Genomic DNA, 13,036 nt, shown 5'->3' on the forward strand with positions numbered 1-13,036 from the left:
GTATGGATTTAACAAGTGTCTTGAACTGATCATGCTGAATACTCCCTTTTCACCCTGGCCTTCTTTCACTCAGGAAGAGGCAACCGCCGTTCATGACATACTTCTGTCAAACAAGGTCAACTACTGGACCGGGCAGGAGGGGCGTCAGTTCGAAGCGGAATTCGCTGATTTCGCCGGAACGCAATTTGCAATTGCTGTTGCCAATGGCACATTGGCGCTCGACCTCGCCCTACAGGGGCTACGTATCGGGTCAGCCTATGAGGGCACAGCCGATGACGAGGTGATCGTCACCCCCCGCAGCTTCATTGCGTCTGCTTCAGCCGTAGCCAACGCAGGGGCGAAACCCGTTTTTGCCGATGTAGACCGGGACAGTCAGGTTCTGACACCTAAGACGATTGCACCGCACCTTACCAACAAAACCCGCGCTGTGATCTGCGTACATCTGGCCGGCTGGCCCTGTGATATGGACGCATTGCGCACGCTCACTGCACCTCTTGGCATTGCTCTGATCGAAGACTGCGCACAGGCCCATGGGGCCTTGCTACGCGGGCGACCTGTCGGTGGATTGGGGGACGTGGCGGCCTGGTCCTTTTGTCAGGACAAGATCATGACCACTGGCGGCGAAGGGGGGATGGTGACATGCAGCGCGCCCGATCTCTGGAGCCGTATGTGGTCTTTCAAGGATCACGGCAAAAGCTGGGATGCTGTCTATCAAAAGGACCACCCACCCGGATTTCGCTGGCTGCACGAAAGTATCGGCACCAACTGGCGCCTAACGGAAATGCAATCTGCCATTGGGCGTATTCAGCTCAAACGCATGGGCGATTGGACCAAGGCACGTCACGACAATGCCATGCAATTGCTGGACGCCGCCCGCAGCAATACTCTGTTTCGCGTGCCAGACATTCCCGAGGATATCACACACGCGTTCTATAAGCTCTATGTCTTCGTGGCCGATGGCACCGCCAAGACCCGAGACAGGATCATGGCGAAGATCAATGAACAAGGGGTCCCATGCTACTCGGGCTCCTGCTCGGAAATCTATCGTGAGAAGGCATTTGGCGCGAAAGAGCCCGGCCTGCTGCCGGTGGCGAAAGAATTGGGTGACACCAGCCTGATGTTTCTGGTCCACCCCACCTTGACCAAAGCCGAGATCGCCAAGACCACCCAAGCCATCCGCAACGCTGTCTGAACGGTTTTGATCATTACGTTTTCTGCGACCGCCTTTCCAAAGCACGATACAAGCGATCAATCGTGCGCCGGACTTCAGGAAGATAACGATCATCCTGATGAGTGACGATCCATTGATCATGGGCAAGCTCCGGGATGGTGACACCTGATCGATGCAGACCGGCCTGCGCGTCACCGATGAATGTCGGCAGCAACGCAATGCCTTTGCCCGCTAACGCAAGGTCCAGACTGTTGCGCGGGGCATTAACTTCACAAATAGCGTCCTTGCCGATCATCTTATCAAGCCAGCGCGCAGATGGCGTATCAGCCACGACTTTGATCCATCGTTCCGGGGCAGACACAGTGGTATATGGCGCAAACTCGACACGCGACATTTTCCTGCCAGCCAAGCTATCCTCAGTCGGGCGACTGTTCCGAAAACCGATTACAACCTCACGCCGAGGGATATCCAGAACCTGTTCGGCAGAGACAAAACGCAATCGGATGTCGGCAGGCGTACCCATAATGTCATCAATTCTCTCAAGCAGGTACAAAGTTGTCCACGTGCCAGCGGAAACTTTGACGAGCGGCCTTTCCTGCTGATCGCGAGATATGGTCAGCCTATTAATGCGCGCTTCTACCTCCGTCAGATCATTTAGAAGTTCACGTGCATCAGCGGTCATTTCGTAGCCGCGATCATGACGAATGAATAACTCACGCCCGATTGATCGCTCAAGCGCAAGCATACGTCGTCCGATGGTTGCAGCACTACGCCCTGTTGTTCTTGCAGCCGGGGACAATCCCCCTTCTCGGGCCACAGCCAAGAAAAGATGAAGATCGCTCCAATCCAAATTCTTTTCATTCATGAAATGAACCGTTCAAATCGTTTCATTTATATGCAGTCAAACCACCAGTAAAACATAACCCTGTAAAGAGCCAGCACCAGAAAACCAAACCAGTAGCCATACAGCTGGCTGAGAAATTTCAAGAAAGGACCAATATGCAGAAATCTCATCCCAACATGCATATCTTTCGACCATTTCCGAATGCCAAACAGAGGAAAGAACTGAACGATGAGGACGAATTCATGCGCGCCCATGGTGGAGTTGGCAGCAGATCAATCTACAGGATCGCTGAAGGACTTTCATCTGCTTTCAGCGCTATAGCTCAGTTGATCCGCAAAAGTGGTTCCAACAGATATAACAAACCTAAAACTAACCCCAATAGGCAGTCTGCCGCTCTAGCCAGTTTGCATCGAACTTGAATTGAGCAAGCCCCGACTCCATGTTACTGTGAGGCACGATAAAAAACGAAAGGGTTGTTTATGATTGTAGTGACGTCCCAACTGGTCGTTGGAGACCGGGAAATCTGATCGTGATGCACGCAAGAGTGTATTGATCAAACGCCGACGTCGTTGGCGCCTATATACCTAATCTCTACCGGCCAAACGCTGAAAGCGTTCGCATCACGCAGCACGAACATGTGCTTCGCGACATATTTCTATGCGCCTGTCATAATGACTTGGCGTCTACGCTGGTAAGAGACCAATGACGCACTTATTCTCAGAACTCGCCGATCTCGGCTGGACTACTTTCTTCAACGCACAGCTTGATCTGGATGAATTATCCACCACCGCCCCTGTCCGGGTCATGGCCGTTCATCGCAATGGCCTGATAGTAGCAGGCTTTGGCCATGAAAGGTTGATATCGCCATTTATTGCGAACGCAAACGATCCGGAAACGGTTGCTACTGCTGGCGACTGGCTTTTGATTGACAGGGAAACCTTCCAACCACAGCGTCTCCTCGATAGGAAAAGCCTGTTTAAACGCCGGGCTGCGGGAAGCGGTCGAAAAACGCAACTCATTGCCGCAAATGTCGATACGTTATTTATCGTCAGCTCATGCAATCAGGATTTCAATATCGCCCGTTTAGAGCGTTATTTGGCACTTGCGCGTGAAGCAGAAGTAACACCTATCATCGTCCTTACCAAAGCTGATCTGTCAGATCACACAGAGGATTTCGTGCGCCCTGCAACCAAGCTGTTGCCTGATCTCTTGGTCGAAGCCGTGAACGCCCATGATCCCGAAAGCGTGGCCGTGCTTGAGCCTTGGTGCAAGACCGGTCAAAGCGTCGCTTTGGTAGGGTCTTCGGGTGTTGGAAAATCAACATTGGTCAATACGCTAACCGGTGTCGAACAGATCACGACCCAAGGCATTCGCGCGGATGATGACAAAGGTCGGCATACGACGACAGGCAGAGCATTTCATCGCCTGCCAACAGGCGGCTGGCTCTTGGACACGCCGGGTATGAGAGAATTACAATTGACAGATGTTAAGTCTGGTCTGGAGGAGGTTTTTGCCGATGTTGCGGATATCGCAAAGGCCTGTCGATTTACGAACTGTCGCCACGAAGGTGAGCCTGATTGCGCTGTTCGTGCAGCAATTGATGCGGGTCAGTTGGACGAAGACAGGCTCAAGCGATGGCAGAAACTGGTCGCTGAAGAGGCCCGCAACACGGAAACTCTATCGCAGCGTCGTGCCCGTGATCGGTCTTTTGGCAAGATGATCAAGGGTGTGTTGAAGGATAAGCGGCGCAATAATTGAGGGGGATGCACTTCGTGTAAGCGTTTTCGCCCGCTAATCCAACGCCTTGGTCTGCAACTCGGACCCTTTCAACATCCGGACTTCACGTTGCGGGAAGGGGATCGAGATGTCGTTCTCCTGAAATGTATCCCACAGCGCCAGATAGACATTGCCGCGGATATTCGTCAGCCCGCCCGTCGGGTCCCTGATCCAGAAACGCAGGATATAGTCGACCGAGCTGTCACCGAAACCAACGATATGACAAACGGGCGGCTTGAAGCTGAGCGTTCGGTCCACACCGGATGCAGCCTCAATCGCCAGCTTGCGGACTTTATGGGGATCATCACTATAGGCCGTACCAAAGTAAATATCGAGGCGCACGAAATCGTTGGAATGCGACCAGTTCACCACCTGCCCGGTGATCAGGTCTTCGTTCGGGATCAGATATTCGCGGCCATCCCGCGTGACCACAGACACATAACGCGCGCCCAGTGAGTTGATCCAGCCAAATGTTTCGCCCAGTGAAATCACGTCGCCAGGCTTGATCGACTTGTCCAGCAAAATAATCACGCCTGACACAAGGTTCGACACAACCTTCTGCAGACCAAAACCAAGGCCAACACCAATGGCACCTGACAGAACCGCAAGGCCGGTCAGATCCAGACCGATCGTTTTCACCCCGATAAAGAACGCAGCCCCGTAAAGCGCGATCTGCATGCCCTTGACGATCAGCACCTGCATCGATGGCGAAATCTCTTCATTCGCCTGAATGCGTGAGGCCGTCGTTTTCGTCAGAAACCGCGCTACGGCCAGCAATACGCCCAATAGCGCAGCAGCCTGAATAATAAGCAAAAGCGACAGGCGGAATTCACCCAGTTCTATCGCAGCACTGTCGAGAAGCTCACCCGCCTCTTTCGTCAGGTTCAGGATACTTAGCGTGACGTATATCCACGCCCCGTAGCGCACGACCTTACGCAAAAAGATTCTGATCGGATCAGCCGGGTTGCGAATGTGACGATCAGGTAGGCCGTTGCAAGATTGGCCGCAATTGTCAGCCAGTAAGAACGGCTGGGCCACGTCACCTCGCGCATCACCAGCACGGCAATCCATAACAGAGCCACAAAGAAAATGGCCCTCAGTCGCTGGTGGACCACGACCAGAATACGCATCCGCCATTTCGGCCAACCCTCACGGGTGCCCATCCATTGGCGGATTGGCGGGCCAAGAAGCGTGCGCAACACATGGGCTACTGCGAAGATCGCAACGAAGATGATTGCCTGATAAGCGTTCCAGGGACGCAACAGCCCGTTCACAATATCCGTGCCAAACTCCAGCAAGGTCTGGCCTAAGGCAAAAACATCAGGTGTCTTGGTCGCTTCTGCAGCAGCAGCAACCGCATCTCGCGCGTCATCCGGACCTGCAATCCTGTCTGCTGCTTCCATCCCTGCGACAATCCTATTGTTTTGGACCTGTTGTTTTGCGACATTGTGCACTTAGCCGCGACGCGCGACAAGCCTTGCGAGACTCAGCCTGCGCGTGTATCTGAGTTTTATGACGCTTGTTTTCGATATAGATGACCGCGCACGCCTGCGCGAACGGTTCTACGGGGCTACATTCTCTGTGCTTGCCCGCCTATAAGCGCGCCTTCGACGTCACCTGAACCATTCCACTTATATGCGAGAGGACCACCCATGTCCCCCAAGACCCTCTATGATAAAATCTGGGACGACCATATCGCCCATGAAGCCGAGGATGGCACCTGCCTTTTATATATCGACCGCCACCTTGTTCACGAAGTGACCAGCCCGCAAGCATTTGAAGGCCTGCGCATGACCGGTCGTAATGTCCATGCCCCTGACAAGACGATCGCTGTGCCTGACCACAATGTGCCAACAACGCTGGACCGGGCCAATGGGATCGAGAATGAGGACAGCCGCATTCAGGTCGAGGCGCTTGATAAAAACGCCAAGGATTTCGGCATCCATTATTATCCTGTCTCAGATGTTCGTCAGGGCATTGTGCATATCGTTGGCCCCGAGCAAGGCTGGACCCTGCCCGGCATGACGGTGGTTTGTGGTGACAGTCACACAGCAACCCATGGCGCTTTCGGGGCGTTGGCCCACGGTATCGGCACCTCCGAGGTTGAACACGTGCTTGCCACGCAAACGCTGATCCAGAAGAAGTCCAAAAACATGAAGGTCGAGATCACCGGCAAGCTGCGCCCCGGTGTGACCGCAAAGGACATCACACTTTCCGTCATCGGCGAGACCGGCACTGCCGGCGGCACCGGCTACGTCATTGAATATTGCGGCGAAGCCATTCGCGATTTGTCCATGGAAGGCCGTATGACGGTCTGCAACATGGCTATTGAGGGCGGTGCCCGCGCCGGGCTGATTGCGCCGGATGAGAAGACCTTTGAATATTGCAAAGGTCGTCCCCATGCGCCCAAGGGTGCCGCTTGGGAAGCTGCCGAGACCTATTGGCGCACGCTTTATACCGATGAAGGCGCGCATTTCGACAAGGTCGTAACGATCAAAGGCGAAGACATTGCGCCCGTTGTAACATGGGGGACCAGCCCAGAAGACGTGCTGCCGATCACCGCGAAAGTTCCTGCGCCCGAAGATTTCGAAGGTGGCAAGGTCGAGGCCGCGAAACGCTCGCTCGACTATATGGGGTTGGAGCCAGGCACACCTTTGTCTGACATCAAGATCGACACAGTGTTTATCGGTTCCTGCACGAATGGCCGCATCGAAGATCTGCGTGCCGCAGCAGCAATCCTGAAAGGCAAGAAGATCAAGGATGGCTTGCGCGCCATGGTTGTGCCCGGTTCAGGTCTTGTGCGAGCACAAGCCGAAGAAGAAGGTTTGGCAGACGTCTTCAAAGAAGCCGGATTTGAGTGGCGACTTGCAGGCTGTTCTATGTGCCTCGCGATGAACCCCGATCAGTTGTCCGAAGGGGAACGCTGCGTTTCAACCTCTAACCGCAACTTTGAGGGACGTCAGGGCTACAAAGGCCGTACCCATCTGGTCAGCCCCGGCATGGCGGCCGCCGCCGCGATCACTGGCAAGCTGACCGATGTGCGTGAGATGCTCTGAGAAAAAGAAACGAGGAAAATCAATGCCGGGACATCTTACCGCACCGAACGGTAACCCGGCATTTACCTTAACCATTTGGCAAGGATCACCGCTCGCAGGGGTCCGACAAAAGTCCGACACATGTCCGACAGGAATCCGACAAGCCAAATTAGCGAAAAGGAATCGCTGGAATGGATAAATTCGAAACACTGACTGGCATCGCTGCCCCGATGCCGATGGTCAATATCGACACCGATATGATCATCCCAAAACAGTTCTTGAAAACCATCAAGCGCTCAGGTCTCGGCGTGAACCTCTTCGACGAGATGCGCTATGATCGCGACGGCAATGAGATTGCCGATTTCGTGCTGAATAAGCCGCAATATCGCGAAACGGAAATCCTTGTGGCTGGCGACAATTTCGGTTGTGGGTCGTCCCGTGAACATGCGCCTTGGGCGATTAAGGATTTCGGCATCCGTTGCGTCATCGCGCCAAGCTATGCGGATATCTTTTACAACAACTGCTTCAAGAACGGCATCCTGCCGATTGCTCTACCGCAGGAACAAGTAGATATCCTGATGAAAGACGCCGAAAAGGGTGCCAACGCACGGATGACCATCGATCTTGAGGCACAAACTGTCACGACCTCGGACGGAGAGGTATTCAGCTTCGACGTTGATCCGTTCAGGAAGCATTGCCTGATGAATGGGCTCGATGACATTGGCCTGACGATGGAGAAAGCCGATTCCATTAAGACGTTTGAAGCACAGGCCAGCGCTTCCAGACCTTGGGTCTGACATAATTCGGACAAAATTCAGGCCCCGAGCGCCAGTTTTGGGGCCTGTTTACGTCAGACGCATGCAAGTTTGACACAAGAAAACCACGAATTCTCCTAATAAATTCCCCCAGTGTTATCGATAGTCCCCTTTGTATCTGATGAGGGCGAAGATATTCCGTTATGAAGCATTTTGCATTACACACGCGCGGATCGAATTGGGCAAAATCCCAGATTACAGACGTAGGCGAACAGATTGAGGGCGTGAAGTCCGTAGCGCGCCGCGTTGCCGGTGCTGCATTCCGGGCAACTCTGGTCATGATCCTTGTCGCGGTTCCATCAATGATCTTGCCCTCTGTTACGCCAGACACAGCGCAAATTGTTGCCCTTCTGGCCCTCTTCGGCGCCGCGATCACACTGATCGAATATGCAGCTTCTTACCCCGGCCTGATTGAGTTTCGTTACGCCCCGCCTTTTAATCGTGTGCGTTTCATTTCGCTTTTCGTCACAGTCGGTTTGCTGTCCATCGTATTTCGTGGACTGTATGATCCGTCAACGCTGACCCAGATCGTCACCGCCGTTGGCGTACTGATCGGCCACCTGATTGATTTCCCCTATAGCCCCGTCCGCCTGATCATGCTGTTGGTGCCCGAAAACAGTACCGAACAGCATGAAATGCTGATGCGCGCCTGCGTTGGGCTAAGCTATCTTGTCGCGTTGGTCTCGCTTGCTATATTCAGCGTTCTGCTCCGCCTGAATGGCTGGCCAAACAGGTTTGAGCGGTTTAATTTCTGGACCAACCTTCCGACCTTTGACCCGACTATGGGGGATGATGTGGTCACGCGATTGATCCGTGATGCACGCTTTAACATTGCTTTAGGGTTTTTCCTGCCATTCTTGATGCCAACAGCAGCAAAAGCTGCGTCTGGTTTGTTTGATGCCTCCATGGTGCATTCACCTCAGACGCTGATCTGGATGGTTTCTCTATGGGCATTTCTTCCGGCCAGCCTGTTCATGCGCGGTATCGCGATGAACCGCATTGCCGACATGATCCGCGAAGAACGCGAGCGTGGCAAAAACGCGGTCAATGCTGCCTTGCAAGCTGCCTGATTTGGCTATGTGCAGCTTGGGCCGTCATTGCTGATAGCTACCGAATAGCCACCTTTGACACTGAACTTTCGCGCAAAGGGCCAGGCCTGTTGGTCCGTGACCTGATGCGAGACGACCCTGATGTGCAAACTACACTTCGTCAGGTTGTTTCAGTGCGACCAGATATACTTGTACTGCAGGGCGTGGACTATGATCATGATGGTGTGGCTTTAAAGCTAATCAAACAACAACTTGCCCGGATGGGGCTGAACCTGCCCTATCATTTTGCTTCACACCCAAATACTGGCCACCCAACAGGGTTCGATCTGGACCGCAACAATCGCTTGGGGGAAGCCCGTGATAAACAGGGATATGGCCTTTATGCAGGGCAAGACGGTATAGCGATCCTGTCGCGCCATGCCATTCTAGTGGATCAGGTGCGCGATTTCTCGGACCTTCTATGGAAAGACCTGCCAGACGCCTCGCTGCCACAGACACCTGATGGACCTTATTTTAGCGAAGATGAACTGGCTGTTCTCAGATTGCATTCCGTCGCCGCGTGGGATGTTCCGATCCGATTGCCAGAAGGTGTCTTGCACCTACTAACCTCTGCCACCAGCCCGCCCGTCTTTGACGGGCCAGAGGATCGAAACGGATTACGCAACAGCGATGAAATCGGCTTTTGGCTACAGTACCTCGACGGGTGGTCGCCTGATGGCCACGCATTCGACAAAACGCATTTTGTGCTGGCTGGGGTTTTGAACAATGACCCCATCGATGGAGACGGATTGAAGCCGAACTTGCATGCGCTTTTGCGCCACGAAAAGCTGCAAGACCCGTTGCCGCAAAGCGACGGTGCTGTTGCGCTTGCAGACCCGGATCATCTTGGGCCGCCCGCACTGGATACCGCCTATTGGCCCCGCGATATTGATCCAGGCAACCTGCGCGTGGACTACATGTTGCCATCCGCCGCCCTTGGGGTGAAAGTCGCCGGGGTGGCATGGCCAGTCACAGGCACCGAATTTGGGTCGCGGCACAGACCTGTTTGGGTGGACGTCATCTGGAGGAACAGGGACGGATCATCTTGACCTGATCCACCTGTCACGATACGCCCCGATGACATAATTTTCTGACGGAGCGTACCTGATGTCGAACCCATCCCTTCTGATCCTTCCCGGCGACGGTATTGGCCCCGAGGTCATGACGCAGGTGCAGCGTATTATTGATTGGTTTGGCGAAAAGCGCGGCTTGCAATTCGACGTCAGCGAAGATTTGGTTGGCGGCGCGGCCTATGACAAACATGGCGTCCCGCTTGCTGATGAAACCATGGCAAAAGCCCTTGAGGTTGATGCAGTTCTGCTTGGTGCTGTGGGTGGCCCAAAATATGACGATCTGGATTTCAGCGTAAAACCTGAACGCGGTCTTTTGCGTCTGCGCAAGGAAATGGATTTGTTTTCAAACCTGCGCCCGGCCCAATGCTTTGATGCTTTGGCCGATTTCTCGTCCCTCAAGAAAGATATCGTCTCGGGTCTTGATATCATGATCGTGCGCGAACTGACATCCGGCGTCTATTTCGGTGAACCCCGCGGCATTCAGGATGACAATGAAGGTGGACGGGTTGGGGTTAATACCCAACGGTATACAACTGCCGAAATCCGCCGTGTGGCACGGTCCGCATTCGAATTAGCGCGCCGTCGCAGCAACAAGGTCTGCTCGATGGAGAAAGCCAATGTCATGGAAAGCGGGATTCTGTGGCGCGAGGAAGTCACGTGGGTTCACCAGAACGAATACCCCGATGTAGAGCTGAGCCATATGTACGCCGATAACGGCGCCATGCAGCTGGTCCGCGCGCCCAAACAGTTTGACGTGATAGTCACAGACAATCTGTTTGGCGACATCCTCAGTGATTGCGCGGCGATGCTAACCGGATCGCTGGGTATGCTGCCATCAGCGTCACTTGGCGCGCCCATGGAAAACGGTCGCCCCAAGGCATTGTACGAACCAGTTCATGGGTCTGCCCCTGATATAACTGGTCAAGGCAAAGCCAACCCGATTGCCTGCATCCTCAGCTTTGCAATGGCATTGCGCTATTCCTTTGATCAGGGTGGGGAAGCAACCCGATTGGAAGACGCTGTCGAAGCCGTGCTGGCACAGGGTGTACGAACTGCTGATTTGATGCAGGCAGGCGACGGAAAGTTTGTCAGCACCGTTGAGATGGGCGATGAAATTCTGAAGGCATTGGACGCCACCCTGTGATAACTACGTCACAGAGGTTGTTGCAAATCGGTAACGAACGCTGCTGTTGCACCTGATAGCGCCATAAAGTCTTACATAAGGCAACGGCTTGTCTAAACTGCGCAGATTGCAAAATCGCGGATTTGGGGACTCGCATTGTTCGGAGATACCCATGCTTAAGACGATATGTGCTGCAGCTATTCTTACTGCCTTTACTGTCACCGCGAACGCCAAGACATTTTCCGAAATGTTTCCTGACAGGATCAGCAGCATTTCGCAGGAAGAACGAGATGCGATTGATCACCTGGATTTCCAGCAGGGTGAGATTGTCTTGCCGGGCGGTGTCGCCAAGTTAACCGTGACTGACGACTATTATTTCCTTGATAGCGATGATGCAGGCTATGTGCTGAGCCAGCTCTGGGGCAACCCACCGGACGACACTACGCTTGGGATGATTTTTCCGGCAAACGCCACCCCGACAGACGCCGAAAGCTGGGGGATTGAAGTCTGGTATGAAGATATCGGCTATGTCGCGGACGAAGATGCTGCCGGATATGATTACGACGCACTTCTGGGCGAAATGAAACAAGACACCATCGATGAAAGCGATTGGCTGGAAGAAAATGGCTACGCGCGGATCGAGCTTATCGGATGGGCCACAGCCCCTCACTATGATGCACAAACGCGTAAATTGTTCTGGGCAAAAGAGCTTCTATTTGAAGGAAGCGAACAAAACACGTTGAATTACAATGTTCGCGCCCTTGGACGGCAAGGTGTTTTGGTTATGAATTTTATTGCCGGCATGGATCAGCTTGAAACCGTGAACGCAGCCCTGCCCGATGTTTTGAACATGGCTGAATTCACACCGGGAAACACCTATGCAGACTTTGACCCTTCTATTGATCAGGTCGCGGCTGTTGGTATCGGTGGTCTGATCGCGGGCAAAGTTCTGGCCAAGTCCGGATTTTTGGCGGTCGCTCTGCTTTTGCTGAAAAAGTTCTGGTTCGTCGCTTTATTGCCGATCCTGAGTCTTCGGAAACTTTTTAGAAGATAACGCACTTGAGTCCCGCACGGTTTTGCGCTTTGCATGAGGGCATTCATAACGAAGTGATATTGCTATGTCACAAGAGCAACCCTCAAATGTTAAAGGTGCGCTTTTTGCCCTTGCGGGGTTTGCGATATTTGCAAGCCATGACGTGATCGTAAAATTTGTCGGTCAGGAATATAGCGCCTTTCAGATTGTCTTTTTCAGCGTTTTGCTGGGGTTTCCATTTGTGACCGTGATGCTGATACAGGACAAACGTGACGGAAACCTGCGCCCACGCCACCCATGGTGGACAGCCTTGCGAACATCTGCGGCATTGATAACAGGGGTCTGTGCTTTCTACGCTTTCTCGACCCTGCCGCTGGCACAGGTCTATGCAATCCTGTTTGCGTCCCCTTTGCTGATCACCGTTCTGTCCATCCCTATTCTTGGCGAAACCGTGCGTCTGCGGCGCTGGTTTGCGGTCATCGTTGGGCTAATCGGTGTGTTGATCGTTTTGAGGCCGGGTCAGGCCGAGCTTGAGCTTGGTCATCTGGCAGCGCTGACCGCTGCGGTTTTTGGCGCCTTGGCATCGATCATTGTGCGCAAGATCGGGCGGGATGAACGCAGCGTGGTTCTACTTGTCTATCCGATGCTTGCGAATTGCATCGTCATGGCCGCGATTCTGCCCTTCGTCTACAAACCGATGCCAATCGTACATTTTGGAGCCTTCGCGATGATCTCGGCGCTGGCCTTCATAGCGATGATTTGCATCATCGCCGCTTACAAATCAGCCGAGGCAGTGATTGTTGCACCGATGCAATATTCGCAAATCCTTTGGGCCACTGCCTATGGCTATCTGTTTTTCGACGAACAACCCGATTGGCCAACCGGCATTGGTGCTGGCGTCATTATCGCAAGTGGGCTGTACATCCTGTTGCGCGAAGGGCGATCCGATACATCCGAACAACCCGTACTGCGCACGCGCAGCCGCCCAGAGACCGGCACATCCCTGCGTATAGGTCCTATGTTACGCCGCAACTCGGACCAATAGCCCTTTGTTGGAAATCATGTTTAATTTGCGCCC

The 13,036-nt window shown here is 53.6% G+C and carries 10 protein-coding genes and 1 pseudogene; 9 read left to right on the plus strand and 2 right to left on the minus strand.

What is annotated here, in order from left to right; all coding sequences use genetic code 11:
* Nucleotides 1–31 precede the first annotated feature (31 nt).
* On the plus strand, nucleotides 32–1,192 hold the full coding sequence (locus ACZ1HF_RS11130; protein WP_472657566.1) for a DegT/DnrJ/EryC1/StrS family aminotransferase: 1,161 nt from the start codon (nucleotides 32–34) through the stop codon (nucleotides 1,190–1,192).
* A gap of 13 nt (nucleotides 1,193–1,205) precedes the next feature.
* On the opposite strand, the gene ACZ1HF_RS11135 is transcribed toward ACZ1HF_RS11130, so the two are convergent.
* Nucleotides 1,206–2,036: a LysR family transcriptional regulator gene (locus tag ACZ1HF_RS11135; protein ID WP_472657567.1), complete on the minus strand. Its 831-nt coding sequence runs from the start codon at nucleotides 2,034–2,036 to the stop codon at nucleotides 1,206–1,208.
* A 681-nt stretch (nucleotides 2,037–2,717) separates the two neighbouring features.
* On the opposite strand from ACZ1HF_RS11135, the gene rsgA reads away from it, so the two are divergent.
* Complete coding sequence (gene rsgA, locus ACZ1HF_RS11140; protein WP_472657568.1) at nucleotides 2,718–3,773, plus strand: ribosome small subunit-dependent GTPase A; 1,056 nt, start codon at nucleotides 2,718–2,720, stop codon at nucleotides 3,771–3,773.
* Between the two features lie 33 nt (nucleotides 3,774–3,806).
* Here rsgA and ACZ1HF_RS11145 read toward each other — a convergent pair.
* Nucleotides 3,807–5,194 (minus strand): annotated as a pseudogene (locus tag ACZ1HF_RS11145) (mechanosensitive ion channel family protein).
* A gap of 249 nt (nucleotides 5,195–5,443) precedes the next feature.
* Here ACZ1HF_RS11145 and leuC point away from each other — a divergent pair.
* The 7 genes from leuC (at nucleotide 5,444) to ACZ1HF_RS11180 (ending at nucleotide 13,003) form a co-directional block, all read left to right on the plus strand.
* Nucleotides 5,444–6,847, plus strand: coding sequence for a 3-isopropylmalate dehydratase large subunit (gene leuC / locus ACZ1HF_RS11150; RefSeq protein ID WP_472657569.1), 1,404 nt, complete (start codon nucleotides 5,444–5,446; stop codon nucleotides 6,845–6,847).
* Nucleotides 6,848–7,017: 170 nt separating this feature from the next.
* Nucleotides 7,018–7,623 carry a 3-isopropylmalate dehydratase small subunit gene (leuD, locus tag ACZ1HF_RS11155; RefSeq protein ID WP_472657570.1) on the plus strand — a complete coding sequence of 202 codons (606 nt, stop codon included), beginning with the start codon at nucleotides 7,018–7,020 and terminating at the stop codon, nucleotides 7,621–7,623.
* 161 nt (nucleotides 7,624–7,784) lie between these two features.
* Nucleotides 7,785–8,711, plus strand: a complete 927-nt coding sequence (locus ACZ1HF_RS11160) for a hypothetical protein (protein WP_472657571.1) — start codon at nucleotides 7,785–7,787, stop codon at nucleotides 8,709–8,711.
* An 89-nt stretch (nucleotides 8,712–8,800) separates the two neighbouring features.
* On the plus strand, nucleotides 8,801–9,778 hold the full coding sequence (locus ACZ1HF_RS11165) for an endonuclease/exonuclease/phosphatase family protein (protein ID WP_472657572.1): 978 nt from the start codon (nucleotides 8,801–8,803) through the stop codon (nucleotides 9,776–9,778).
* Between the two features lie 58 nt (nucleotides 9,779–9,836).
* Nucleotides 9,837–10,946, plus strand: coding sequence for a 3-isopropylmalate dehydrogenase (gene leuB / locus ACZ1HF_RS11170; protein ID WP_472657573.1), 1,110 nt, complete (start codon nucleotides 9,837–9,839; stop codon nucleotides 10,944–10,946).
* Between the two features lie 151 nt (nucleotides 10,947–11,097).
* Nucleotides 11,098–11,979: a DUF2167 domain-containing protein gene (locus tag ACZ1HF_RS11175; protein ID WP_472657574.1), complete on the plus strand. Its 882-nt coding sequence runs from the start codon at nucleotides 11,098–11,100 to the stop codon at nucleotides 11,977–11,979.
* 64 nt (nucleotides 11,980–12,043) lie between these two features.
* Nucleotides 12,044–13,003 (plus strand): DMT family transporter, encoded by a 960-nt coding sequence (locus ACZ1HF_RS11180; RefSeq protein ID WP_472657575.1) that lies wholly within the window; start codon nucleotides 12,044–12,046, stop codon nucleotides 13,001–13,003.
* Nucleotides 13,004–13,036 lie beyond the last annotated feature (33 nt).

This window comes from Litoreibacter sp. GN1-5 (assembly GCF_055693805.1).

What these genes read in the sequence shown, in the direction of transcription:
- ACZ1HF_RS11180 (WP_472657575.1), top strand. Translation starts at nt 12,044, where the DNA reads ATGTCACAAGAGCAACCCTCAAATGTTAAAGGTGCGCTTTTTGCCCTT.
- ACZ1HF_RS11130 (WP_472657566.1), top strand. Translation starts at nt 32, where the DNA reads ATGCTGAATACTCCCTTTTCACCCTGGCCTTCTTTCACTCAGGAAGAG.
- ACZ1HF_RS11135 (WP_472657567.1), bottom strand. Translation starts at nt 2,036, where the DNA reads ATGAATGAAAAGAATTTGGATTGGAGCGATCTTCATCTTTTCTTGGCT.
- ACZ1HF_RS11160 (WP_472657571.1), top strand. Translation starts at nt 7,785, where the DNA reads ATGAAGCATTTTGCATTACACACGCGCGGATCGAATTGGGCAAAATCC.
- rsgA (WP_472657568.1), top strand. Translation starts at nt 2,718, where the DNA reads ATGACGCACTTATTCTCAGAACTCGCCGATCTCGGCTGGACTACTTTC.
- ACZ1HF_RS11175 (WP_472657574.1), top strand. Translation starts at nt 11,098, where the DNA reads ATGCTTAAGACGATATGTGCTGCAGCTATTCTTACTGCCTTTACTGTC.
- leuB (WP_472657573.1), top strand. Translation starts at nt 9,837, where the DNA reads ATGTCGAACCCATCCCTTCTGATCCTTCCCGGCGACGGTATTGGCCCC.
- leuC (WP_472657569.1), top strand. Translation starts at nt 5,444, where the DNA reads ATGTCCCCCAAGACCCTCTATGATAAAATCTGGGACGACCATATCGCC.
- leuD (WP_472657570.1), top strand. Translation starts at nt 7,018, where the DNA reads ATGGATAAATTCGAAACACTGACTGGCATCGCTGCCCCGATGCCGATG.